Origin of the sequence: Qipengyuania sp. NPDC077563 (genome assembly GCF_044901345.1) — a bacterium.
In the GTDB taxonomy this organism is placed as follows: Bacteria; Pseudomonadota; Alphaproteobacteria; order Sphingomonadales; family Sphingomonadaceae; genus Qipengyuania; species Qipengyuania aestuarii.
This window is the reverse complement of sequence record NZ_JBJDPC010000001.1, coordinates 32,110-56,912: the sequence shown is the minus strand read 5'-3', so window position 1 is coordinate 56,912 and position 24,803 is coordinate 32,110. Positions and strand designations below refer to the sequence as shown.

20 protein-coding genes and 1 tRNA gene are annotated in these 24,803 nt (G+C 58.4%); 9 read left to right on the top strand and 12 right to left on the bottom strand.

From position 1 onward, the window contains the following. Positions 1-19 precede the first annotated feature (19 nt). The 3 genes from ACI2I1_RS00285 to alaS all read left to right on the top strand — a co-directional run bounded on the left by ACI2I1_RS00285 (position 20) and on the right by alaS (position 4,718). Positions 20-1,258: a class I SAM-dependent methyltransferase gene (locus ACI2I1_RS00285; protein ID WP_404677446.1), complete on the top strand. Its 1,239-nt coding sequence runs from the start codon at positions 20-22 to the stop codon at positions 1,256-1,258. A gap of 100 nt (positions 1,259-1,358) precedes the next feature. After that, a complete protein-coding gene (locus ACI2I1_RS00280) occupies positions 1,359-1,985 on the top strand; it encodes a glutathione S-transferase family protein (protein ID WP_404677445.1) in 627 nt (208 codons plus the stop codon). Between the two features lie 69 nt (positions 1,986-2,054). Beyond that, complete coding sequence (alaS, locus tag ACI2I1_RS00275) at positions 2,055-4,718, top strand: alanine--tRNA ligase (RefSeq protein WP_404677444.1); 2,664 nt, start codon at positions 2,055-2,057, stop codon at positions 4,716-4,718. A gap of 44 nt (positions 4,719-4,762) precedes the next feature. On the opposite strand, the gene ACI2I1_RS00270 is transcribed toward alaS, so the two are convergent. The 4 genes from ACI2I1_RS00270 to ACI2I1_RS00255 all read right to left on the bottom strand — a co-directional run bounded on the left by ACI2I1_RS00270 (position 4,763) and on the right by ACI2I1_RS00255 (position 9,781). Then, on the bottom strand, positions 4,763-4,942 hold the full coding sequence (locus tag ACI2I1_RS00270) for a hypothetical protein (protein WP_224811689.1): 180 nt from the start codon (positions 4,940-4,942) through the stop codon (positions 4,763-4,765). A gap of 44 nt (positions 4,943-4,986) precedes the next feature. Next, positions 4,987-6,747 carry a cation:proton antiporter gene (locus tag ACI2I1_RS00265; RefSeq protein WP_224811688.1) on the bottom strand — a complete coding sequence of 587 codons (1,761 nt, stop codon included), beginning with the start codon at positions 6,745-6,747 and terminating at the stop codon, positions 4,987-4,989. A 51-nt stretch (positions 6,748-6,798) separates the two neighbouring features. Beyond that, on the bottom strand, positions 6,799-8,454 hold the full coding sequence (locus ACI2I1_RS00260; protein WP_404677443.1) for a GNAT family N-acetyltransferase: 1,656 nt from the start codon (positions 8,452-8,454) through the stop codon (positions 6,799-6,801). A gap of 106 nt (positions 8,455-8,560) precedes the next feature. Continuing rightward, the gene (locus tag ACI2I1_RS00255) at positions 8,561-9,781 is read right to left on the bottom strand and encodes an NADP-dependent isocitrate dehydrogenase (RefSeq protein WP_404677442.1); all 1,221 of its coding nucleotides are present in this window, start codon (positions 9,779-9,781) and stop codon (positions 8,561-8,563) included. A 582-nt stretch (positions 9,782-10,363) separates the two neighbouring features. Here ACI2I1_RS00255 and ACI2I1_RS00250 point away from each other — a divergent pair. Then, positions 10,364-10,582 (top strand): hypothetical protein, encoded by a 219-nt coding sequence (locus ACI2I1_RS00250; RefSeq protein WP_404677441.1) that lies wholly within the window; start codon positions 10,364-10,366, stop codon positions 10,580-10,582. Between the two features lie 271 nt (positions 10,583-10,853). Here ACI2I1_RS00250 and ACI2I1_RS00245 read toward each other — a convergent pair. Together ACI2I1_RS00245 and ACI2I1_RS00240 are read right to left on the bottom strand one after the other, a co-directional pair. Next, positions 10,854-10,928 (bottom strand) — tRNA-Val (locus ACI2I1_RS00245). 73 nt (positions 10,929-11,001) lie between these two features. After that, entirely contained in the window at positions 11,002-11,391 is a 390-nt protein-coding gene (locus ACI2I1_RS00240) for a response regulator (RefSeq protein ID WP_221541461.1), read from the bottom strand. A gap of 174 nt (positions 11,392-11,565) precedes the next feature. Between ACI2I1_RS00240 and ACI2I1_RS00235 the strand changes: the two genes are divergently transcribed. Beyond that, positions 11,566-12,504, top strand: coding sequence for an N-formylglutamate amidohydrolase (locus ACI2I1_RS00235; protein ID WP_404677440.1), 939 nt, complete (start codon positions 11,566-11,568; stop codon positions 12,502-12,504). Positions 12,505-12,701: 197 nt separating this feature from the next. Here the strand turns inward: ACI2I1_RS00235 and ACI2I1_RS00230 are convergent, their stop codons facing one another. From ACI2I1_RS00230 to ACI2I1_RS00220, 3 genes are all read right to left on the bottom strand, one after another. After that, on the bottom strand, positions 12,702-13,673 hold the full coding sequence (locus tag ACI2I1_RS00230; RefSeq protein WP_404677439.1) for a PDZ domain-containing protein: 972 nt from the start codon (positions 13,671-13,673) through the stop codon (positions 12,702-12,704). An 89-nt stretch (positions 13,674-13,762) separates the two neighbouring features. Then, entirely contained in the window at positions 13,763-14,551 is a 789-nt protein-coding gene (locus tag ACI2I1_RS00225) for a SapC family protein (protein ID WP_404677438.1), read from the bottom strand. A gap of 83 nt (positions 14,552-14,634) precedes the next feature. Then, positions 14,635-16,083 (bottom strand): FAD-binding oxidoreductase, encoded by a 1,449-nt coding sequence (locus ACI2I1_RS00220; RefSeq protein WP_404677437.1) that lies wholly within the window; start codon positions 16,081-16,083, stop codon positions 14,635-14,637. 190 nt (positions 16,084-16,273) lie between these two features. Between ACI2I1_RS00220 and ACI2I1_RS00215 the strand changes: the two genes are divergently transcribed. After that, positions 16,274-16,825 (top strand): hypothetical protein, encoded by a 552-nt coding sequence (locus tag ACI2I1_RS00215; RefSeq protein WP_404677436.1) that lies wholly within the window; start codon positions 16,274-16,276, stop codon positions 16,823-16,825. 122 nt (positions 16,826-16,947) lie between these two features. Next, positions 16,948-18,282, top strand: coding sequence for a DEAD/DEAH box helicase (locus ACI2I1_RS00210; RefSeq protein WP_224811678.1), 1,335 nt, complete (start codon positions 16,948-16,950; stop codon positions 18,280-18,282). 58 nt (positions 18,283-18,340) lie between these two features. On the opposite strand, the gene ACI2I1_RS00205 is transcribed toward ACI2I1_RS00210, so the two are convergent. Then, entirely contained in the window at positions 18,341-20,653 is a 2,313-nt protein-coding gene (locus ACI2I1_RS00205; protein WP_404677435.1) for an ATP-dependent helicase, read from the bottom strand. Positions 20,654-20,769: 116 nt separating this feature from the next. On the opposite strand from ACI2I1_RS00205, the gene ACI2I1_RS00200 reads away from it, so the two are divergent. Then, entirely contained in the window at positions 20,770-21,378 is a 609-nt protein-coding gene (locus ACI2I1_RS00200) for a hypothetical protein (protein WP_404677434.1), read from the top strand. A gap of 83 nt (positions 21,379-21,461) precedes the next feature. On the opposite strand, the gene rsmD is transcribed toward ACI2I1_RS00200, so the two are convergent. Together rsmD and ACI2I1_RS00190 are read right to left on the bottom strand one after the other, a co-directional pair. After that, positions 21,462-22,007: a 16S rRNA (guanine(966)-N(2))-methyltransferase RsmD gene (gene rsmD, locus ACI2I1_RS00195; RefSeq protein WP_404677433.1), complete on the bottom strand. Its 546-nt coding sequence runs from the start codon at positions 22,005-22,007 to the stop codon at positions 21,462-21,464. Continuing rightward, complete coding sequence (locus tag ACI2I1_RS00190) at positions 22,004-22,771, bottom strand: pseudouridine synthase (RefSeq protein WP_404677432.1); 768 nt, start codon at positions 22,769-22,771, stop codon at positions 22,004-22,006. Before ACI2I1_RS00190 ends, rsmD begins: the two co-directional genes overlap by 4 nt. A 292-nt stretch (positions 22,772-23,063) precedes the next feature. Here ACI2I1_RS00190 and ACI2I1_RS00185 point away from each other — a divergent pair, with 292 nt between their 5' ends. Continuing rightward, positions 23,064-24,803, top strand: a complete 1,740-nt coding sequence (locus tag ACI2I1_RS00185) for an AmpG family muropeptide MFS transporter (protein ID WP_404677431.1) — start codon at positions 23,064-23,066, stop codon at positions 24,801-24,803.

Below are 24,803 nucleotides of genomic sequence, written 5' to 3'. Positions count from 1 at the left end.
CGCGGCATAGGCTCGGCGCATGGAGACCCTGGCCAGTCAACGCGGACGCACCCTGATCGAAGGCGCCAAGCCCTTCGCACGTAAACCCGGTTGGCTTGCGCGGCTGTTCGCGCCCGGCATTGACAAAATGCTCCAGCGTATAGACGACGCGCTTGTCACGGGGACAATCCACGGAACTCTGCCCGATGGATCTCCGCGAGTACTTGGCGGACGCGCGCCGGGGTTCGAATGCGTGTTCGAACTTCGCAGCTATCGCGCACTCATTCGCATCGCGACCAATGGCTCGGTTGGTCTTTATCAGGCGTGGGAAGCTGGGGAGTGGTGGAGCCCGGACCCGGTTCCGCTCTTCGCGCTTTTCATGCAGCACGCCGAAAGGCTCGGCGACACGGCGCGGGCCAAAGGCCCTTTCCGGCATTCGTTAAAGCTGGCGCATCTCGTTAATCGCAACACCCATGTCGGGGCGCAAAAGAACATCTCCGCTCATTACGACCTCGGCAACGATTTCTACCAGGCCTGGCTTGATCCGACGATGAGCTATTCTTCGGCACTCGAGGTCGGTGATGATGCTCTTGAAACAGGCCAGAAGCGCAAGTGGAAAGCTTTGGCCGAGCGCATCGGCGATGCCGACAAGGTGCTGGAAATCGGTTGTGGCTGGGGCGCTCTGGCGGCGTACTTTCAGCGGGCTGGCAGCCATGTCACTGCAATCAGTCTTTCGGATGAGCAACTGGCGTGGGCGCGTCAGCACCACTCACGCGAAGTCGATTTCCGGAAGCAAGACTACCGCGATACTGCCGGTCAGTACGATGCCATCGTTAGCGTCGAGATGGTCGAGGCGCTCGGCCGCGAGTACTGGCCAACCTACATGGACTGCATAGCGCGGAATTTGAAAGCCGGGGGCAAGGCCGCGATCCAGTACATCTCGATGCGAGATGACCTGTTCGACGAATATGAGAAAAGCGCGGATTTCATCCAGGCCTACATCTTCCCCGGTGGTCTTCTGATTCGAACCAGCGAATTCCGGCGGTTGGCCGAAGAGCGAGGACTAAGCTGGTCTGATCAATGCGACTTCGGGTTGGATTACGCGGAGACGCTTCGGATCTGGCGCGAGAATTTTGATGCTGCAATTGCCGGGGGGAAGTTGCCTTCCGGTTTCGATGCGCGCTTTTGCGACCTCTGGCGATACTATCTGATGTATTGCGAGGGTGGCTTCCGCGGGGGAGGTATCGATGTGCATCAGGTGACGCTGACGAAGGTTTGAAGGCGCGAAGCTGGTTTCTTCAGGACGGTTTCGGTGCGACAGTCCGACCTCACATAGATTCTTAAGACGGGCAAGAAACCGAACGAGAAGGAAGAGCGCCGTGACGATTACAGTCCACCACCTCAACAATAGCAGATCACAGCGCATCTTGTGGCTGCTGGAAGAACTGGGCGCGGATTACGATATCGTGTCCTATCAGCGCGATGCGACGACGAATCTCGCCCCGGCCGAATTGAAGGACGCGCATCCGCTCGGCAAATCGCCGTTAATCGAAGATCGTGGTCGCTGCGTGAGCGAGAGCGGAGCGATCATCGAATACCTTTGCGAGCGACATGGTGGCGAAAACTGGCTGCCGAACCGTTCATCCGATGCCTGGATCGATCATCTGGAATGGATGCAGTTCGGCGAAAGTTCTTTTTTCGTCCCGGTCATGCTCAAAATTTATGCCGGGCGTCTCGGTGAAGCCGCCGCTCCCCTTATGCCGCGGATCGACGAACAATTGTCCGCGCACGTCGCTTACGCCGAGGACAGGATTTCAGATTCGCTTCATTTCGTCGGTGACGAGTGGAGCGCCGCCGATGTAATGATGAGCTTCCCGGCAGAAATCGCCGTTATGCAAGGCTATGGCGAAAAAGCGCCGAAGCTGGCCCGGTTCGTTGAGGCGATCCATGCCCGTCCGGCTTGGCAGCGGGCGCGGGAAAAAGGTGGAGCCTATTTCATCTGGTAGGCGAGCGCTCGCCAGAGTCGGCGCTTTTGCTGCTTGTCGCTTGCCCCCCGATTGCCTAATTGCCCCGGCATGACGTCGACCAATGAAATTCGCCGCTCCTTTCTCGACTACTTTGGCTCGAACGGGCATGAGGAAGTGCAGAGCGCGCCGCTCGTGCCGTTCAGCGATCCCACGCTCATGTTCGTCAATGCGGGCATGGTGCCGTTCAAGAATGCTTTCACCGGTCTAGAAACGCCGCCCGCACCACGCGCCACTAGCGCGCAGAAGTGCGTGCGCGCCGGCGGCAAGCACAATGACCTCGATAATGTGGGTTACACCGCGCGGCATCATACTTTCTTCGAGATGCTCGGCAATTTCAGCTTCGGCGACTATTTCAAGGAACAGGCGATCGACCATGCCTGGACCCTGCTGACAAAGGAATGGGGACTCGACAAGGACCGTTTGCTGGTCACCGTCTACCATACGGACGACGAAGCCTTCGATTTGTGGAAGAAGCGCACGGGCTTTGCTGACGAGCGTATCATTCGCATCCCGACCAAGGACAATTTCTGGGCCATGGGCTCTGACGGCCCGTGCGGCCCCTGCTCGGAAATTTTCTACGACCACGGCGATCACATCTGGGGCGGCCCTCCGGGATCGCCCGAAGAAGACGGCGACCGCTTCGTTGAAATCTGGAACCTCGTCTTCATGCAATTCACGCAGGAAGCGGACGAGATCGTCGGCGACTTGCCCAAGCCGAGCATCGATACCGGTATGGGGATCGAGCGCGTCGCTGCGGTCATGCAGGGTGTGCACGACAATTACGATACCGACACGTTTAAAGCTCTGATTGGAGCAAGTGAAGCGCTGACGGGAGTGAAGGCGGAGGGTGATCAGACCGCCAGTCACCGCGTGATCGCCGACCATCTGCGCTCGACCAGCTTCCTGCTCGCCGACGGTGTCCTTCCGAGCAATGAAGGCCGCGGCTATGTGCTGCGCCGCATCATGCGCCGCGCCATGCGCCATGCGCATTTGCTGGGAGCGAGCGAGCCCCTGATGCATCGCCTCGTGCCCGAACTGGTCAGCGAAATGGGTGCGGCTTATCCCGAACTTGTGCGTGGCCAGCCACTCATACAGGAAGTATTGGAGCGCGAGGAAACGCAATTCCGCCGCACGCTCGATAAGGGTCTGAAGCTTCTCGACGAAGCGACCGGCGAAATGGGCGAGGGCGGTACGCTGGACGGCGAGACAGCGTTCAAGCTCTACGATACCTACGGTTTCCCGTACGACCTCACCGAGGATGCCTTGCGCAACCGCGGCATCGGCGTCGACAAGGCTGGGTTCGATCAGGCGATGGCTCAACAGAAGGCTGCGGCCCGCGCGGCATGGAAGGGATCGGGCCAGGCGGCCAATGAGGAGGTATGGTTCGACATCGCCGAGCGCGCAGGTTCGACCGAGTTCACCGGATATAGCTCGACAACGGGCGAGGCCGAAGTGATTGCCTTGGTAAAGGATGGAAAGGAAGTCGATAGCGCTGGCGAGGGCGATGATGTCATCATTCTGACCAACCAGACGCCCTTCTACGGCGAAAGCGGAGGCCAGACAGGCGATGCGGGTCGCATCTGGATTCCCGAGGGTTTGGAAGCCAAGGTTTCCACCACCAACAAGCCTCTCGGCCGCCTGCATACCCATGTGGCGACAATCGTGAGCGGCAGCGTAAAGGTTGGCGACGCAGTCCATCTGGAAATCGATGCCGAGCGCCGCGACCGTATCCGCGCGAACCATTCGGCAACGCATCTGGTGCACGCGGCGCTGCGCGATCGTCTGGGCGAGCATGTAACGCAGAAGGGATCGCTGGTGTCGGACGATCGCTTCCGCTTCGATTTCTCGCATCCCAAGCCGCTTGGCGATGATGATATTGATGCCATCGAGAAAGAAGTGAATGCGGAAATTCGCGCCAACGAGACCGTCGGCACTCGTTTGATGACGCCCGATGACGCAGTTGCAGCCGGTGCGCTGGCCTTGTTTGGCGAAAAATACGGCGACGAAGTTCGCGTGCTTTCGATGGGTCGGAAAAGCGGCGAGGGTAAGAATTACTCGGTAGAATTGTGCGGCGGCACGCACGTAGAGGCCACGGGTGATATCGGGCTGTTCAAAATCGTCAGCGAAAGTGCGGTAAGCTCTGGGGTCCGGCGGATCGAGGCACTGACCGGCGAAGCGGCGCGCCAATGGCTGCTTTCCCGCGACCAGACAGTCCGTGCCATAGCCGGAGCGCTCAAGACTTCTCCTGATGAAGCTGCAGCTCGCGTTTCTGCTCTAGTGGACGAACGCAAGCGTCTCGAAAAAGAACTGGCGGAGACCAAACGCGCACTTGCACTGAGCGGAGGTGGTTCGGGAGATGCAGCCTCGGCCGAAGAGGAGATTGGCGGCGTCAAATTCTCCGGCCAGGTGATAGACGGTTTGAATCCGAAGGAACTACGGCCGCTGCTGGATGAGGCAAAAAACCGCATGGGCTCCGGCATTGCCGCGCTCTGCGCGATAAATGAGGGCAAGGGTGCCTTCGCAGTCGCCGTCACTGACGATCTTACCGACCGCTTCAGTGCAGTGGATTTTGTTCGCATCGGCGTTGAAACGCTGGGCGGCAAAGGCGGTGGCGGTCGTGCCGACATGGCGCAGGGCGGTGGTCCGGACGGGGCGAAGGCAGAAGATGCAATTGCTGCCGTGCGCAAGGCGCTGGCAGAAAAAAACGCCTGACCGGCACGAGGCTGGTCAGGCGTCCGTTTTCATCTCGCAACGATTTACGCGCTGGGCGTACTTTTCGTTACACCGCTTGAGCCCTGCTCGATGTCATAGCCTTCGGTATCACCCGGAGCGCCGCGTTTGTTCGTTGGTGCTTGGTCCTTCAGCGGATCTTGAACATTCTGCGGCTTGAACTTCTCGTCGTTCGGGGTCGGCTTGGTTGGGTCAGGGTTGCTCATGTTTACTCTCCTTTGCGTTATTAACGGGCGAGAAGAGCAATCGTTCAACTGCCTGCCGTGCTGGAGCGTAGCTTGGGCTTGTAACCGAGCGCACCGTCTTCTTCGATCTGCAACCGGAATTCGTCGCGTTTTTCGTGTATCGAAGCGATGACCGGGCCCATCGGTACGCCGATATCTACCAGCACCGCTTCGGATAGTTGCAACGTCGCCTCCAACGCTTCGGGGACGGCATGGCTTGCCCCGGCGCGGTATAGTTCGGCGGCATGAGCGATGTCGCGAGCGCGCGCGACGATCAGCAGTTCAGGGTATTCGGAGCGGAGCTTGCGCACCAGACGCTCCGCCAACACCGGTTCGTCCATGGTGAGCACTACGGCGGTAGCATCTTCCACTCCCAGCCGTTCCAGCGCATCGCCACGTGCCGCATCACCAAAGGTCGCACGGTATCCCTCGCGCTTTGCATACTCGATAAGATCGGCGTCGGAATCTATGGCTATGTAGGCTTTGTCATGCGCCTTAAGCATTTGCGCAACCAGTCGGCCGACACGTCCGACGCCGACGATAATGACCTTGCGCTCGCCTTCGTCCTCGGGTGGCAGTTCGGGCGCTGGCTCGACGCGCCGCGCGACAACGCGACCAAGCCTGGCCAGAAGAGGAGTTATCGTGAGGCCGATCGCCGTTACGATCTGCCAGAATTGCGCCGTACCGGGCTGAATCAGCAGCGCGGAACTGGCTGCTGCCAGTACGATCAGCGTCGTTTCCGAGGGGCTCGCCATCAGAATGCCGGTTTCTGCCGCCGTGCTGCGCCGCGCGCCCATGAGGCGTAGCAGCACGCCAGTCAGTACCGCCTTGAACGTCAGCACGCCCACCACTGCCGTGGCGATCAGCGCGAAATGTTCGGCAATGGTCGCAAGGTCGATGCTCATGCCGACAGTGATAAGGAAGATACCCAGCGCGAGGCCTTTGAACGGCTCCATGATGCTTTCGACTTCGCTGTGATATTCAGTCTCGGCGATGAGCAGGCCAGCAATCAGCGCCCCCACGATGGGCGAGAGGCCGACGGCCGCCGTCGCAAGGCTGGCGCCGATCACCACGAGCATGGCAGCGGCAAGAAACAGTTCGGGACTCTTGGTACGGGCAGCCTGTGCGAACAGACGGGGTAGAGCGAAACGACCGGCGATCATCATTACCGCGATCACCGCCGCACCCTGCCACATCGTGGTAAGCAAGCCCTCCCAGCCTTCGGATGCGGCATTGGGTGCCATCGCGCCAAGAATGAAGACGATCGGCACGATCATGATGTCTTCAAACAGAAGCATCGACAGCGCAGCCCGGCCAACAGGGCTGGTGCTGCCCGAAATCGGCAGGACGATTGCGGTCGAGGAGAACGCTAATGCAAAGCCAAGCGCCAGCGCGCCGATCCAATATTGTCCCATCATTGACAAGATGATGGCAAGGCAAATTCCGCCGATCAGCAGTTCTGCTGCACCAAGGCCAAATACGAGCTTGCGCAATTGCCAGAGCCGCTTGAACGATAATTCCAGCCCGATGGCGAACAGCAGCAGAATGATGCCAAATTCGGCAAATATATCCAGCGCCTCTGGATCGGATATGGTTATGTGCTCAAGCCACGGTCGCTCAAACACCAACTGGCCGAGCCCATATGGTCCGACCAGGATTCCTATGAGGATGAATCCGATCACAGGTGTGATGCGGAATCGCGTGAAGACGGGTATGACCAAGCCCGCTGCGCCAAGGATGACGAGCGCGTCGGAAAGTGCCGGAGATGCCAGTTCGCCCGAAGCCATGGATGTAGCTTTACTCAGCCAACGTCACGAAGTCACGAAGCCTGCCAAATGTTAACCCCCGCCCGGTCCGGCGGGGCCAAGGGGCTCCCTGCGAGGGCGAGGCTTACCAGGATGCGCTCCATCCTCATCCCATTCGATACGATAGAGGTCGAACCGCCTATCTGCGAGGTTGCGCACGGTCCCTTCTGCACGAGCCCACTGCAAGTCGGCGAGATTGATGTCGCTGATAGTAAGTGTCTCGACATTCTCGGTGGCCTCAGCAGCGATCCCGTCACGCGCGAAAGGAAAATCGCAGGGCGTCAGGATGCAGCTTTGGGCATACTGAATGTCCATGTTGCCGACATTGGGCAAATTACCGACATTGCCGGAGAGGACCACAAAGCACTGATTCTCAATGGCCCGTGCCTGACCGCAATATCTGACGCGAAGATAGCCTTGCCGGCTGTCGGTACAGAACGGAACGAAAATGATGCGAGCGCCTTCGTCGGCCAAGCGGCGGGAGAGTTCGGGAAACTCACTATCGTAGCAAATCTGGACCCCAATCGGCCCACAGTCAGTCTGGATGACCTCGACCTTGTCGCCGCCCTTGATGTTCCACCAATAGCGTTCGTTCGGGGTGGGATGGATCTTTTCTTGGGCATGCACCGATCCGTCGCGCAGGCAAACATAGGCGACGTTGTGGATGTCACCATCGTCCATGCGTGTGGGATGGCTACCAGCAATAATATTGATGTTGTAGCGCATTGCCATTTCGGAGATGTCGGCCTGAAGACGCGGCGTATATTCCGAAAGGCGCTCGATTGCTTCGACGGGAGAGAGTTCTTTTTCCTCGAAACTTAAAAGCATGAGCGTGAAGAGTTCGGGAAATACGATGAAGTCTGATTCGTAGTCGCTTGCCACATCTACGAAATAGGTGACGTGGCGCATGAATTCGTCATAGTCTGCGACTTGCCGCGCTTGCAGTTGACAGGTCGCTACGCGTACTGCCTCCACCCCTCGTGGAAGGCGTTTCTTTACTGGCTGATCGCGCTCGACATAGGGGTTGCGCCAGACCATCATCACAGCATTCGCCATGCTTGCTTTATCTTCGGGTAAGTACCCTTCGATCACCCGTTCCGGTTCGAAGCCGTTGGCGAGTTGGAAGCGCAGGACGGGATCATGCAGCTTACCGCCGACCACTTGGTCCAGATAGTCCTGCGGGCCTTCGACCTTCCGGCGCAGTCGGCGATAATTCGGCATACGCCCAGCAAAGACGATCCCGGTCAGGTCCTTTTCTTCGGCCAACGCACGACGTTCTTCATAGAGGCGTCGCCCTATGCGAACACCACGCACCTTGGGATCGACGCACATTTCGTAGCCATATAGCCAGTCGCCGGTGGGATCGTGGCGGCTGCCGTATCCATTGCCGGTAATTTCGTCCCAGTCATGTTCCTGGAATGCCAGCGCTTCGGCAAGCTGCATTGTTGCGCAATAGCCAACCACCTCGTCATCCAGCAGGGCGACGAAGCAGCCTTCTCGGAAGTTGTTGATCTGCCCTCGGATTTCGCCGTGTGTGTAGGCAGGCATATCCTCGTAGACCCGTCGGACCAGATTCGCGATTCCCGGAATGTCCTTGATCTTGGCATTGCGAATGTCGAGCCGCTTCTGGCCGAACTTTTCTGAACCCTTGCGGCGAGTTGTACGCTTTTTAGCTGGCTGCTTTGCCATTCGAACCCCGTCTAAATTTGTGCGATCCCAAACGAAAAGGGGCCGGCTGCGCGCCGACCCCCAATGATCTGGCTTATTCGGATAACGACCCGGAAGCCGCGGAGTTTCAGCCCCAGTTTGCCATTTCCGTTTCCAAGCCTTCGACGATGGCTTCGAAGAACTGCTCGGTCGTCATCCAGCTCTGCTGCGGACCGATGAGAAGGGCGAGATCCTTCGTCATCTTTCCACTTTCGACGGTCTTGATGCAGACCTTTTCCAGTGTTTCCGCGAACTTCACCACGTCCGGCGTATTGTCGAACTTGCCGCGGTACATCAAACCGCGTGTCCAAGCGAAGATACTGGCGATCGGGTTGGTTGAAGTTGCCTTGCCTTCTTGATGCTGGCGATAGTGACGCGTGACAGTACCGTGCGCAGCTTCCGCTTCCACAGTCTTTCCATCTGGGGTCATCAGTACCGAAGTCATCAGGCCGAGGCTGCCGAAGCCCTGCGCAACGATATCCGACTGGACGTCGCCGTCGTAATTCTTACAGGCCCAAACGAATTTTCCGTTCCACTTGAGGGCGGCAGCGACCATATCGTCGATCAGACGGTGCTCGTAAGTGAGACCGTGCTTTTCGAACTGCTCTTTGTATTCGGCGTCGAACACTTCCTGGAACAGGTCCTTGAAGCGGCCATCGTACTTCTTAAGGATGGTGTTCTTGGTCGAAAGATACACCGGCCACTTGCGGTCGAGGCCGTAAGCGAAGCTGGCGCGAGCGAAATCGCGGATACTATCGTCGAGATTGTACATCGCCATGGCGACGCCAGGGCTCTGGAATTCGAACACATCGAGGTCGATGTTCTCGCCATTCTCGCCTTCAAAGACGAGACGCAGCTTGCCAGCGCCAGGAATCAGAGTGTCGGTGGCGCGATACTGGTCACCGAAGGCGTGACGGCCGACGACGATGGGGTCGGTCCAGCCGGGTACAAGACGCGGCACGTTGTCGATCACGATGGGTTCGCGGAAGACCACGCCTCCGAGGATGTTGCGGATGGTGCCGTTGGGCGAACGCCACATCTTCTTGAGGCTGAATTCCTCGACGCGCGCTTCGTCAGGAGTGATCGTCGCGCACTTCACGCCGACCCCGTGTTCCTTGATCGCATTGGCCGCGTCGACTGTGATTTGGTCGTCGGTCTCGTCGCGTTTTTCGATCGAGAGGTCATAATACTTGAGGTCGATGTCGAGATATGGGAGGATCAACCGTTCACGGATCCACTTCCAGATGATCTTCGTCATTTCGTCGCCGTCGAGTTCGACGACCGGGTTGGCTACCTTGATCTTGGCCATTAGTTTCCTGTCTGTTCGAAGTTGGATTGTGCGCGCTTTAGCATAGCTTGCCTTCAGGGCAAGGAGGCGAGACTTACGTCCCCACCTCTCGAATGTTGCGCTGACCCCTGCCGTGTTGTGCTTCGGCTGTAGGTCTTCCTACCAAGGGCCGGAATTAACGTCGAACGCTTTTCACTTACCAGGTCTCGGCAAGCGGTTGTGTTGAGTATTCAAATTTCAAAGTTTTTGCAGGAATAATCTGCTTCTTTTTCTCGTTCGAATATCGGTGTTGATGCAATCATCTGGTGCCATCCTGTCGAGAAAAGAGATGGGTGGTGCAAAAATGCCACGATCTTCCACTAGGTGGTTTCGCTTATCGCGACATTTGGAACTATCCTGTTTTTCGCTGGTTTGCGTATCTGACCAGCTTGGTATCTCCGGTCTGTTAGAAAATTTTCACTACTGGCCAGTTATTTAATGCGCAGTTAGTGAAGCGAAATAGGCGGAATAGGGTTGAACTTATTTGATTGGTCCGATATTCCGCCTCATACCAAATCCAAAGGCCCTCGGGTAAGCAGGGTTCAATTAGGAGTAAGTGTAGATATGAAAAAGTTCATCCTCCCTTTTGCCGCAGTCGCAATGGCTGCAACCCCGGTCGTCGCTACGGCCGCTGACGCACAGCGCAGCTCGCAGCCGGTTGAAGAATCTGCTGAACTTGGTGGTTCGTCTGTGATCATCGCTGTTCTCGCAGCAGCTGCTGTGATCGCTGGCATCATCATCGCTGCAGATGACGATGACGATGATTTCCCGGTAAGCGCATAAGCTTTATCGAAAGATTGATTGAGGCCGGCTCCGCTGTCGCGGAGCCGGCCTTTTTCGTTTGCCAGTGGTGGCGTTACTCTTGTTTAAAAATATAATTTTTGCTCAGCGCAAGTTTTGACACAAATTTTATAAAGAAATTCCATTTGGGTAATGCAATGGCTAACGGCCAAGGTCATCATCGCCGTAGCTGAGGTGCGCCTCCACCAGTAGCGCATAAAGTGCTCGATCAATGTCGAGTTCACTTAACGCTTCAACTCTTGGGAGATTCCGATGGTGGGCGTACCAAGGATTGAACTTGGGACCCCTACGATGTCAACATAGTGCTCTACCACTGAGCTATACGCCCACACATCGAATGAGCCGGCCGGGCCGGTAAGGACGCGCCTTAACGGGAGTGTCACAGGCACGCAAGGCCAATTTCAATATATTTGCGCGCTCATTGGTTCGCTCAGCACACGTCGCACTTCCAGCACCAGATCGCGAAGGTGAAATGGCTTGGATAAGACCTTCGCGTTGGGTTGTTCGCGGCTTGCTTTAAGACTGACCGCGGCGAATCCAGTGATGAACATGATCTTGGTCGAAGGGCTGATCTTATTGCATCGCTGGGCGAGTTCGATGCCGTCCATGCCAGGCATTACGATATCTGAAAGCAACAGGTCGTACATCTTGCCTTCGAGCAAAGTTACCGCTTCAGTTCCCCGGTCCACTGAATCCACTTCGAAACCTGCATTTTCCAACGCGCGTTCCAGATAAAGGCGCATGGCCTCATCATCTTCAGCTAGCAAAATGAGATTCTTGGGATCAGCCATGGCAATCGTCTTAGATCGAACCTTTTAAAAAAACCACTGCTCAGGTGGGTAAGGTGATCCAGCCTGACCCGCCTTCTGATGCAGCACGGTGTCTTGGAAGCGATACGATTCCAATTCCGAGGCCTAAATCTCTATGTGTCATGTTTGACCGCCTCTTTTGGAGCGAAATGCACTATGTTGAACACGAATGCCTTAGAAGCAATCGCGATGGAGGTTGGTGGGCGTATTTCGCAGGTAAACCAACCGGCTTTCCGCTATTCTTCCGTAGGTGCCGCGTTAATTCCGGTCGTTCTGTCTGTCCCTCACGCCGGACGTCTTTATCCTGACTCCCTAATCAAAAAGATGCGCGATCCTGAACCTTCAAGACTTAAGCTGGAAGATAGGATGGTTGATAAGCTCGCGATCGCGATTGCTCAACAAACCGGGGCCGCAATTCTCATAGCCGATGCCCCACGAGCCATGATCGACCTTAACCGGGATGTAGATGACGTCGACTGGGGAATGGTAAGTGGCAAGGCTGAGGAGCCGCGACCTGCGACCCCGGCAAGACGGAGAGCAAGGAATGGGCTAGGTCTTGTCCCCCGCCGCCTGGGCAGGGAAGAGATATGGAATTCCCCACTCGCAATGGATGAACTCTCAACCCGGATAGCAGAAATTCATCGTCCATATCATGACCGATTGAATGAGATGCTCAAAAGCACGCGAGATAGGTTTGGGTGCGCTACGCTGATCGATCTTCATTCAATGCCTCCTTTGCCAAGGATGCATGACAATTTTCCACCTATCGAATTCGTCCTTGGCGATCGGTTCGGAGGCAGTTGCCACGGTGAGATTTCGGATTCGGTTGAGCGGTTCTTCCGACAAGCGCGTCGCCTTCTCGTTCGTAACAGGCCCTACGCAGGCGGTTACGTTCTTGATAGGCACGGGAACCCCAATCGCATGATCGAGGCATTTCAACTGGAAATCTGCCGATCAATCTACCTTGACGCTGAGTTTGCGAATTTGACCGGCCATGCCGATCAGCTTGTAACACTGCTTACCCAAATGGTGCGGGAGGTGGCTGAGCGAACAATCATGCTAGGCTGCCCTCCTGGACTCGAAGCAGCGCAATAAAAAACTACCTCGTGCAGTTGCACGAGGTAGCCAAGGTTCAGGGAGGTGGCGCGAAAAGATCGCGCCGCAACCGGGCCCGTCATGAGGGGAAAACGACCCCGGCTCTTCATAAGTAAGCACTACAAAGCGTGGTTCAATATCAACCGCCCGCACGACATGCGGATTATCGCAAGTAGGGGCCGCTCTGACCGCGTCGATCAGATTTCCTTCAAAAGCGGCTTAAAGTGGATCCGCCAATCGACCCGCGCATCACCGGTGTGCGACCTGATCCGATTCACTGCTTGGACTTGAGTTTGGATCAGAGAAACGCGTTCATCCCAGCCGTCATGGCTACGACTGCGGAAAATGCCTCCCGAATGGCGTGGTCCGTATCTTTGCATCATGCGGGTAGCAGCCCCGGGGTCATACCCGGCATTCGCCAGAAGCCAAGGCATCAAGCGATCGGCATCTCGTTCGGAATTACGGCCACGGTTTCCGGAGCGGCCGTTTTCAACCAAGAATTCAATGTGGTTCAGAACATTGTGCGCCATTTCGTGAGCCAGAACGGCAGCCAATTCATCATCGCTATACGCGAGACCCGGAAATCGGTCTCCCACCAGAATACGAGTGCCATCTGCCAGCGCGCTGTCACTCTTCGATAGCAATTCCACTTGTGACTTGCAGACTTTCGCAACCTCAAGATCGGCACGTTGGACACCCGTATCTGAAGAAGACCATTCTACTGGTACGCTTCCACTGCTGGCGGATGCAGATATTTTGCGTCTAATGTCGAGCGCCCGCCGCCAGGTCTCCTCCGGATCTCGCTGAAAGGAAGCGACTGGCTGTCCGTCAATCGCAATAATCGTATCATTGATTTTAATGCCGGCATCGGATGCAGGAGAATAGGGGGCCACGGCTTGGACGCCGATATCGCCCACCAATCCGAACTCTTCTCTGACCCGATTATCGTCATCGTACGCTCCAGCGTCGTGAATCAAGAAGCCAAGTGTGGGTTCCGTCCGCTCGCAGTAAGGCGCATTCGCGGAAGCCAGGCGGTACCCTATTTCATAAAGCCGGACTTCTTTGTCCTGAAATGTTTTTAGGGGCGATGCCAAGGGGGCGCTCGCTCGACCCGGTCCGCCCATTGCTGGGTTGCAGGCTGCGATCAGAACCAGCGCAGGCAGAATCAATAACCGGTGACCCGAACGCGTCCCTGATAGCCGAAGCAGGCCACGGGGGCGGGAAATCTGACGTCGGGTCACCGGCTCACTTCAATGAATCAGTTGGGCAGGTTCGCTTGTGATGTAGGCTGCGGAGCCGAGCCCTGCTGCATCTGCCTCGCGAAGATGACCCGCATCAGTTCGAGAGAATAGATGTGGGCATGGATCAGCATGAGGAGACCGCTCTTGTTCCAGGTTTCCAGCTTTTCAGCACTGACCTCGCGGAGCTTTTCTTGATCGACCATCTGGAACCCGCGATACACGAACGGCTTGTCAGTGTCCTGGCGCTGAATGGCAACTTCGCCATCCATGAGAAGACCGGCATCCTTGATTTCGGTGAGAAACGCCTGAGTGCGCTGTGCTGCTTGTTCGAAATGTTCGCAGAACTCCAGAACACGTTTGGTGGCATCCGTGGTATTGCCTTCGTCGTCGAACAGGCGCTCTCCATCAGCAAATTCGCCAAGTGCTTCGCTGGTGGGGTCAAACATCAAGGAAAGCTCGGTCGCGTCCTTCTGAAGCTTCGCCAGCATGAACGGGTAGCGGCGGATGTAGGCTGGAAGATAAACCTGTTCGGTCACCTTGCCGCTTTCATCCACGAACGTGTTCACGCCTTCGTTGAGGCCCATGAGCGCGAGGGGAAGCGGGTTCTCGCCGCTGGAAAACACGATCGGGAAATTACGCTGAGCCTGGACAAATTCGTCAACAGTCAACGGAATGGCATGTGCTTTGGAGAGCCACGGAGCGCTGTCGATCATGCGCGAGCGATAGTTCTTATGATCCCGGCTGTTCAACGGCATGAGATCGTTGAAGAACAAAGGCAATTGGGGCTGCTGCGGCGCGCTGGCCATGAATAATCTCCGACAAGTCTTTTAGAATAAAACTGATTTGGCGAACCATACCGATAGCGGCATTACGCGCCGGACCGTGGGCCTTACGTAGTTGCAGCTTGTTTCGCAAGCGGCACCAGTTTTCCGGGATTCATAATGCCTTTGGGATCGAGTGCGGCCTTTATGTTTCGCATGAGTGCAAGCCTTGCGGGGTCGCCCAGCCGTTCCAACTCATCCCGCTTGATCTGGCCGATTCCGTGTTCGGCGCTGATGGAGCCTCCCCATTGCGAAACCTTATCATGTACGAACCGGCTGACTTCCTTCGCGTCGCCTGCCTCCCAGCGTTGCGGGTCGGCTCCCTTCGGCGCGAGGACATGAAAGTGCACGTTGCCGTCGCCGAGGTGGCCAAATGCAACGGTCGTCGTCCCTGGGAAACGGTGTTCGATTTCCGGCGATACTTTCTCAATGAAGTCGGCCATCAGCGCAACCGGAATCGAAATGTCGTGCTGCATGGCAGGACCGATCGCTCTTTCTGCCGGAGCGATCGAATCTCTCAGTAACCAGAATGCCTCTGCTTGCGTTTCATTGCTGGAAATAACGGCATCTTCGATAAGATTTGCCTCGAATGCCGAAACCATCAAGATTTCCGTTTTTTGCGCGAGCGGTTCGTTTTCGCCTTGGATTGCCGTCAGCTCGATCAACGCATGCCAGGGATACTTCTCGGCGACCGGACTACGCGCGTCGGGAAGGTGGGCGAGCACCGCTTCGAGGCTATGACTCGGTAAGACTTCGAATCCTTCCAAGAAGTCGGGGGCTTGGGCCTCGCAATGTAGGAGCAGCTCTCGCGCTTTTTGAAGAGATGCGAGACCTGCCCAGATGACCCGCCGATTGCTGATTTGTGGCAAGAGCTGCAATGTAGCTGCGGTCACGATGCCCAGTGTCCCTTCGGAGCCAATGAGCAATTGCTTCAGGTCGAAACCGCGGTTGTCTTTTTTTAGCGGGGTAAGCGTGTCGAGCACGGAGCCGTCAGCCATGACGGCTTCCAGCCCCAGCACCTGAGCGCGCATCGTCCCGTGCCGCAATACCTGTGTGCCGCCAGCATTGGTCGATATCAGTCCGCCAATAGTGGCGGATCCTTTTCCTCCGAGGGTGAGGGGAAAGCGAAGGCCTTCTTCGGCAACCCGTTCGTGGAGGGTCTGGAGAATGACGCCTGCACCACACGTGATCTGGCGCGCCTTAACGTCAAATGCACCAAATTCATTCATACGGCGAAGAGAGAGGATGAGGCTCTTGCCGGTGGTATCGGGGGTGGCGCCGCCGGACATGCCGCTGTTGCCCCCCTGGGGGACGATCGGCACCTCGTGTTCGGCGCATAGCGTGACCAGCGCGGATACTTCCTGCGTGCTCGCTGGAGAGGCCAGGCCAAGCGCCTTGCCGGTGAACCTGCCGCGCCAGTCGGTCAGCCATGGGTCCAGCAATTCGAGATCGGTCGTGAAGCCGCGCGGACCGAGCAGATCGGCCACAGCGGCAAGGAAAGAGGGTTCGTGGGTCATGTGCCCCCGAATGGCATAAAGCGTTGGGGGAAGTCACCCTATTGCCAACGCCTGCCAATCAATTAAGCCAGTATTCAAGGATGCGGGGGTAGGGCGACAGTCGCGAAGCCATCCTGCTGTCTTCGGTGCTGCCAAGGGATCTCTGACACTTCTACGCATGCCAAGCTTGTCGTTCTTTCTTGCACCTGTCGTGCTGCTGCTGCCCCTGACGGTAGAGACCGGCGCTGATCCCTCCGCCGAGGAGGTCCGTCCGGAGCAGGCGCAGCAGATTCGCGACCGGCGGATGTCGCCGCTGCCTCTGGCCAGGGAAGCGCCGGCCTGGTCGCCGGTGTTCGAGGGTATCGGCCCCTCTACAAACGAGCAGGTCCGGATCGAGCGGCGCATCATCTTGCGCATTTCGCCCGCCCGCGGGCCAGTACGCCAGAATCTTACCGCCAGCTCATCCCAGGCGAGTCCGCGCCGGCGATTGGTCGAACGGCCCTATGCCAAATGCGTGGATAGCGAAGATATCGGCGGCGTTGCCGACCAAGGCGATCGCCTGGCCATGTTTACCCATGACCGCAGGACGCTGCTGGCCAAGCTCGAAAAGGGCTGCAGCCCGCGCGATTTCTACCGCGGCTTTTACATGGAGCGCAGCGACGATGGAAAGATCTGCATCAATCGCGACCGGCTGCTGAGCAGGGCAGGGGCCAAATGCCAGGTGACACGGTTCACGCAACTGGCTCTCGAACCCGTCGACTGAGGCGGTTTTCCTTGACTTGAGGCGATGAATTGGCGATGGGCGCCCTCGCTAGAGGCCGCCTTGGCGCGGCCTTTTCTGGTATTTTCTGATATTTTTCCTGAAAAGGGGCAATCGTTAGCCGCATGAGTTTTGCCGATCTCGGCCTTTCCGCAGACCTGCTCAAAGCCGTCGAAGAGGCCGGCTACACCGAGCCGACTCCGATCCAGGCACAGGCCATCCCGCCGGTACTGATGATGAAAGACATCATCGGCATCGCGCAGACCGGTACTGGCAAGACAGCCAGTTTCGTCCTGCCGATGATCGACATTCTTGCGAGCGGCCGCCGCCGTGCTCTGATGCCCCGCAGCCTCATTCTCGCTCCGACGCGGGAACTGGCCGCCCAGGTCGCCGAAAATTTCGAGAAATACGGCAAGAATCACGATCTCAAGCTCGTGCTGCTGATCGGCGGCGTGCAGATGGGCGATCAGGTCAAGGCGCTTAACGATGGCGTCGATGTCCTGATTGCGACCCCGGGCCGCCTGATGGACCTGTTCGAGCGTGGAAAAATCCTGCTCAATGGCTGCGAGCTGCTCGTCATCGACGAAGCCGACCGGATGCTGGATATGGGGTTCATTCCCGATATCGAGTTTATTTGCGACAAGCTTCCCGAAACACGGCAGACCATGCTGTTTTCGGCGACCATGCCGCCGCCGATCGAAAAGCTGGCCAAGAAGTTCCTCGATAATCCCAAGCGGATCGAAGTGAGCCGGGCAGCCACCACCAACAAGGACATCACCGCCTTCAAGATCCCGGTGGAGCCGCGCAAGAAGCGTGAGACGCTGCGCTGGTTGCTCCGTAATGATCTGGTGGAGACGGCGATCATCTTCGCCAACCGCAAGACCACCGTGCGCGAGCTCAACCAGAGCCTGCAACGTCACGGTTTCGCGAGTAGCGAGATCCACGGCGACATGGATCAGTCCAGCCGGATCCAGGAACTGGAGCGATTCAAGGCGGGCGAGGTCAACATCCTCGTCGCGTCGGATGTCGCGGCGCGCGGACTGGATGTGAAGGGCGTAAGCCACGTCTTCAATTTCGACACGCCCTGGCACCCTGACGATTACGTACATCGGATCGGCCGTACGGGGCGGGCAGGGGCCAAAGGCCGCGCATTCACCTTCGTGACCGGCGAAGACGCCGAAGCGATCCAGAATGTCGAAAAGCTGACCGAGACCCCGATTGCCGTCTTCGGCAAGAAGGACGTCCGCGTCGAACTGGTCGAAGCGCCGAAGGAAAAGCCCGTCAGGGAAAAGCGCGGCGATTCGGAAGAAGCGCCCGCCAGGTCGCGCCGCAGCCGGGATAGCGAACCGGAAAAGAAGGCGAAGCGTTCTTACCGGGACAACGATCGCGATGACGGCCCAACCGCGCCGGGCGAATGGAACGGCCCGCGCCCAAGCTTCCTGGACGTTTCCGCGCTTTAAGGCGCAGAAATTCTGCCTCAGAAATCAATTCAGGAGATCAGGGCAAAAGGCTTGCCGCTTAGTCGGTGGCGAGCGTGACGAAGCTGTCTAGAACCCGCTTCGTGCCGGACTTTTCGAATTCGATTTCCAGCTTGTTGCCTTCCTGATCGGTGACGATGCCGTAGCCGAATTTATCGTGAAACACCCGCGCACCGATGCTGACATCGGTGCGGGGTTTTGCCGCGAAACTCGCCGCGCTTTTCCCCGATTCCGCCAATCTTTTAGGCGCTGTCTCATAGCCACTTGCCAGTGCGCGCTGCCAGCCGGGCCCGCGCGCCGTGCTGCGGTCCGGACGTGCGGTTGAAACGTGGGCGAAGGGATCTTCGGTTTCGGTCCAGTTCGCGCGCCACAGGGAAGCACCTCCGCTCATCGTGGTTTCGCTTTCCACATGTTCATTCGGCAGTTCGCCGATGAACCTGCTGGGTATGGAGCTGGTCCATTGCCCATAGATGCGCCGGTTCGCGGCGTGGAAAATGGTACAGCGGCGCTTGGCGCGAGTGATCGCGACATAGGCAAGCCGTCGTTCTTCCTCGAGACTGGCGAGCCCGCCTTCGTCGATTGCCCGCTGGCTCGGGAAAACGCCTTCTTCCCATCCGGGCAGAAACACGTGATCGAACTCCAGCCCCTTCGCGGCGTGCATGGTCATGATGGTGACCTTTTCGCCATCGTCGGCGCGGTCATTGTCCATCACCAGGCTGACATGTTCGAGGAAATCGGTGAGCGTTTCGTACTCTTCCATCGCCCGCGCAAGCTCGGACAGGTTTTCCAGCCGCCCGGCGCTTTCCGCGCTGCGATCTTTCTGCAGCATTTCTTCGTAACCGCTTTCCACCAGAACCGTGCGCAGCAATTCGGATGGGGTGACCTTTTCTGCCATTTCGCGCCAGTGGACGAACTGGCTCAGCAGGCCGACCAGAGTGTTGCGCGCGCGGGCAGGCAGTTCATCGCTATCGGCGAGATCAAGCGACGCGGCCGCGAGCGGTTGCTGCGTGCGGCGGGCGTGGCGGCGCATCGCTTCGAGCGTCTTGGCGCCGAGCCCGCGCTTAGGCTGGTTGTATATCCTTTCGAACGCCAGATCGTCTGCTGGCTGGGCGATTGTGCGCAGATAGGCGAGGGCGTCGCGAATTTCGGCGCGCTCGTAAAAGCGGAAGCCGCCGACGATGCGGTAATTGAGGCCGATCTGAATGAAGCGGTCTTCGAACTCGCGGGTCTGGTACTGGGCGCGCACCAGAATGGCTACCTGATCGAGCGGAGCGCCTTCGCTTTCCAGCCGTTCTATCGCCTCGCCCACCCGGCGGGCCTCTTCCGGGCCGTCCCAGATGCCGACAACCCGCACCTTTTCTCCGGCGGGCAGTTCGGTCCACAGCGTCTTGCCCAGCCGTTCGCTGTTGGCATCGATCAGGCCGGAAGCCGCCGCCAGGATTTGCGGTGTCGACCGGTAGTTCTGTTCCAGCTTGATGACCGCCGCGCCGGGAAAATCCTTTTCGAACTTCAGGATATTGGCCACTTCGGCCCCGCGCCAGGAATAGATCGACTGATCATCGTCGCCCACCACGCAGATATTCTTGTGCGCCTGTGCCAGCAGGCGCAGCCACAAATACTGCACCTGATTGGTGTCCTGATATTCGTCCACCAGGATGTATTTGAAACGCTGCTGATACTGCGCCAGCACATCGTGATGCTGGCGGAAGATGTTGAGCATATGCAGCAGCAGGTCGCCGAAATCGCAGGCGTTCAGCGCTTTCAGCCGGTCCTGGTAAAGCTTGTAGAACTGCGCCCCGCGCCCGTTGGCATAGGCTTCGTTTTCCACCGCATCGAGATCGCCCGGATTGAGCCCGCGGTTCTTCCAGCGATCGATCAGACCGGCCAGCTGGCGGGCAGGCCAGCGTTTTTCATCCAGATCCTGTTCCTGGATGAGCTGCTTCAGCAGGCGCAGCTGATCATCGGTATCGATGATGGTGTAATTGCTTTGCAGGCCCACGATCTCGGCATGGCGGCGCAGCATCCTTGCACCGATCGAATGGAAGGTGCCGAGCCAGGGCATGCCTTCGACCGCATCGCCGATATGGCGGCCCACGCGTTCGCGCATCTCGCGCGCGGCCTTGTTGGTAAATGTGACGCAGAGAATTTCGCTCGGCCAAGCCCTGCGGGTGGCAATCAGATGCGCCAGCCGGGCGGTGAGCGCGGCGGTCTTGCCAGTGCCAGCCCCCGCCAGCATCAGGACCGGGCCTTCAGTAGTCAGCACAGCCTGTTTCTGCGGCTCGTTCAGGGTAGCGGCATAGGCTGGAACGTCGGCATTTCCGGCGTTTTCGAGCGGGGTCGATAGGTCTGGCATTATGTCAGAACAACTAGGGAACGCAGCCTCGCTGTACAACCCCCGGGGGACGTCTTCGGAACAATCACCTGTCCCGCTGCGTACTAGGCTCAAGGTCAACGTCAGGAGACTAGATTATGAGAAACATTATTTTTGCCAGCGCCGCAGCCCTTGCTTTTGCTGCCGCCCCCGCAATTGCCCAAGATATGGCTGTCACTGCAGATGGTGAGGCCTATGTTCTTACCGACGCCCAGACCACGATGTACGAAGGATGGCCAGTAGACCGCCGTGGCGCTTACGATGCGTGGCCCAGCGACGTTCAGGAATATTACTGGACCCTGGAGCCGACTCAGACCGAAGCGTGGTGGGTGCTCACCGATCCCCAGCGTGTGCGCATCTACGAAATGACTCCGGAACAGCGCACGATGGCTTGGCAGCAGATCAGCGCCCAAATGTCAGGCATGAACAATTCCAGCACCGCCGCGACCGCCAGAACCTCGGCAGCATCTGCCAGTTCCATGTCCCCGCGCTTCGTGAGCAGCGAAGTCGTCCAATCGACGCCGGCGGACGCAGGTCCTCCGACCGGAGACCTCCCGATCTGTTCGGCCGACGAACAGGATAATTGCATTAATGCGTGGGAAGCAGGCAAGCGCGGTGCAGGCGTAAACCGCCCGCTCGAATATTGGCCGGGTCGTCCAGCAAGCGAAATTAACGAGCCGCTTCCGGCAACACGTCCGAACAACTAATCCTACATGTAGGTTCGCAGAATGATCTGCAAAAAAGGAGTAGGCGGGGCTGCATATGCGGTCCCGCCCTTTCTTTGTGGGGGCTAGTCTTTCAGTCGTAACAGCGTGAGCTTTGCCTTGCCGACGACCCGCTCGCTTTCGATCTCCAATGCCTTGACCGCAATGCCTTCGTCTTTGCGGGTTTCCAATGCGATCCAACTGGCGCTGCCGATCCAGCCGAGCCGCGACATGCGGTCGAGAGCGACCTGACCGGCGCCGGTGTCGTAGGGCGGATCGAGCAGGATCAGATCATGCGGCATTTTTGCAGGGGGGAGGGCCATGACCGAGCCTTGCTGGACCTGGGTCCGGGTTCGTGCATCGAAAGTGTCGATATTGGCTCTGATCGCCTTCACCGCCTCGCTTTCCTGCTCGACGAAGAGGCAGGAGGCTGCGCCGCGCGACAGAGCTTCGAGGCCCAGCGCGCCGGATCCGGCGAACAGATCGACCACCGAGATGTCGTCAAAGCTGCCGAGGCGACTGGCCAGCATGCTGAACAGAGTCTCGCGCGTGCGGTCCGATGTCGGGCGCGTGAGGTCTCCCCTGGGCGCGACGATCTTGCGGCCGCGCCAGTCGCCAGCAATGATCCTCACGAACGGCCTCCGCGCGCCAGCTCCCGCTTGAACCCCTCGACATCGCCGCGCTTGATCTCGACCGCCTGCCCGCGGGGCAGATCGCCCAGATGGAATGGGCCGTAGCCGATGCGTAGCAAGCGGTTCACCTCAAGGCCGAGATGCTCAAGAATCCTGCGGACTTCGCGGTTCTTCCCTTCGCGCAAAGTCATTTCGATCCAGCGGTTGCGGCCCGACCCGCGTTCGAGATTGGCCTCGACCTGGCCGTAGCGGATCCCGTCGATCTCGACGCCTTCGATCATTTCGTCCAGCTGCGCTTGGGTTATGTCGCCGAATGCCCGGGCACGGTAGGTGCGCGGTACGCCGGTCGACGGCAGCTCCATCGCGCGCTTCATTTCGCCGTCATTGGTGAGCAGCAGCAGCCCCTCGGTGTTGAAGTCGAGGCGGCCCACCGGCATCACCCTGCCGGCATCCTTTGGCAGGGCATTGCGCAGCGCGGTATAGATTGTCGGCCGTCCCTTGGGATCGTGTTCGGCCGTGATGAGGCCCGACGGTTTGTGAAAGGCGAACAGCCGCGTCGCCTCGGCTTCACCCACGGGCTTGCCGTCGACACTCACGCCGCGAAGGCTCTCCAGCTTGATCGCCGGCGTGTCGAGCACCTTGCCGTTGAGCGAAACACGCCCGTCGGCGATCATCCGCTCGATCTCTCGGCGGCTTGCTACGCCCGCGCGGGCGAGCAGCTTGGCGATCCGGTCGCCGGCTTCGGGAAGTCTGTTTTCGGCCATGACAGCGCGGTTAAGCCTTCCGCTGGAAGCACGCAAGGCTTCCTCGTGCCGCAATACGCAGCGGTCTTCTTCGCTTAGAGTGGATGACCATAACTTGGTCCTGACGGAGCATCGCCCCACAGGCCAAAGCGGCAAGCGCCGGTTCAGCCAGCCGTGAGTATTTTGCCCCCTCTATAACGACATACGTTCATCGCCATCTGGCTGCGGCTAAGGAACTCCCATTGCGCCTGTTCCTTTCTCTATCCAGGCGCTAGTGTCGCAAAAAATACGATAAACGGAAGGACGCTCTTGCATGGCCGAAGCGGCAGAAAAGAAAAAGAAATCCGCGGTCAAAGTTCTCGGCCTTGCGCTTACGAACCGAAAAACGGGCTTCATGCTGCTATTCGGTTTCGCCAGCGGTCTGCCCTTTGCTCTCTTTCTCGGCACCTTGTTCGCGTGGCTTACCGAGGCGGAGGTCGACCTCGAGACGATGGGTATCTTCAGCCTGATCGGTCTGGCCTATGCCTTCCAGTTCCTCTGGTCTCCGTTGATCGACAAGGTCAACATCCCCGTCCTGCGCAAACTGGGGCGCCGCAAGCAGTGGATCGTCCCGATGCAATTGCTGCTGGGCGCGATTCTTGTGACCATGAGCATACTTGAACCACGAACCCAGCTCGGTTGGTTCAGCCTTTTGGCGGGCATTGGCGCTTTTGCCAGTGCCACGCAGGATATTGCGATCAATGCCTGGCGCATCGACGTTGCCGACGAACGCGCGACCATCGACATTCTCTCGACTGTCTATCAGATGGGTTACCGGCTTTCTTCTCTGGTCGGCGGTGCGCTGGGCCTGATCATCGCTGCGCGCATCGGATGGCCGGAAACCTATGCGCTGATGGGGGCGATTCTCCTGTTTGTCGGCTTCATCGGTCTGTGGGCTCCGAACGCGGACGAGGAAGCGTCTGACATCGCCAATGAAAGCGAGCTGCAGGTTCGCGCCTTGCGAAAGGCCGGCGAACTCGCGCCGGCGATCCGCAATCGTGCCCTGGCTCTGGTGGGACTGCTCTGGGCCGGGGCGATCGGCGTGGTGCTCGCCTTCATGATTATGTCGATGACCTATACCCCGGAGGACCGGCCGAACCCGACCGAATTTACTGTAAATATCGGTCCGTGGATCATCGTGGCGACCATTATCCTGCCTGCCCTGATTGCGGGCTGGCTCGCTTCGCAAAAGAAGCAGGGCAAGCATTTGCTCACGGTGGACGAAGCGCCCGCGACCGGAGGCGCGTTTGCCCTCGATCATCTCTATCGCGCGCTGGTTCTGCCTTTGGTCGAATTCGTCGGCCGCATGGGGTGGTCGCTGGTGCTAATTCTCGCCGTGGTTCTGACCTATCGCATCTGCGATGCGATCTGGGGCACGTTTGCCTATCCTTTCTATCTGGGCGAGCTTCAGTACACCAATGACGATGTAGCCTTCGCGTCCAAGTTCTTCGGCGTCGGCGCAATCATTGCAGGCCTCGCTTTGGGCGGGCTGATGCTCACCACGATCGGACGGATGGCGACGCTGCTTATCGGCGGCATTCTCGCCGCGCTTACCAATCTGCTCTATGCGGATATGGCCCTTGGCGGCGCGAACATGCAGGCGTTCAGCGACGCGATCGGCTTCACCTATCTGATCGAGCAGGTGCCCGGCATCGGCGATGCGGCGCTGGCAAGGCTGACGATAACCATCGCCTTCGAAAACCTTGCCATCGGGATTGCGGGTGCGGCCTATATCGCCTGGCTGTCCTCGATCGTGTCCAAGAAGTTCAGCGCTGTCCAGTACGCCCTGTTGTCGTCGCTCACGCTGCTTGTGGGTACGCTCGGGCGCGGCGCTCTGGGCGAGATGATCGAGAATCAGGGCTATTACGACGTCTTCATTCTCACGACCTGGATCGGCCTTGGCGCCGCGGTGCTGGTGTGCCTCGAATGGTACCGCGAGAGCCGCGGCAAGCGGAGCGCCGGGATCGTGGCGCCCGAAGCCGGGGAGAGCGAGGCGGAGACCTCTGCGGCCTGA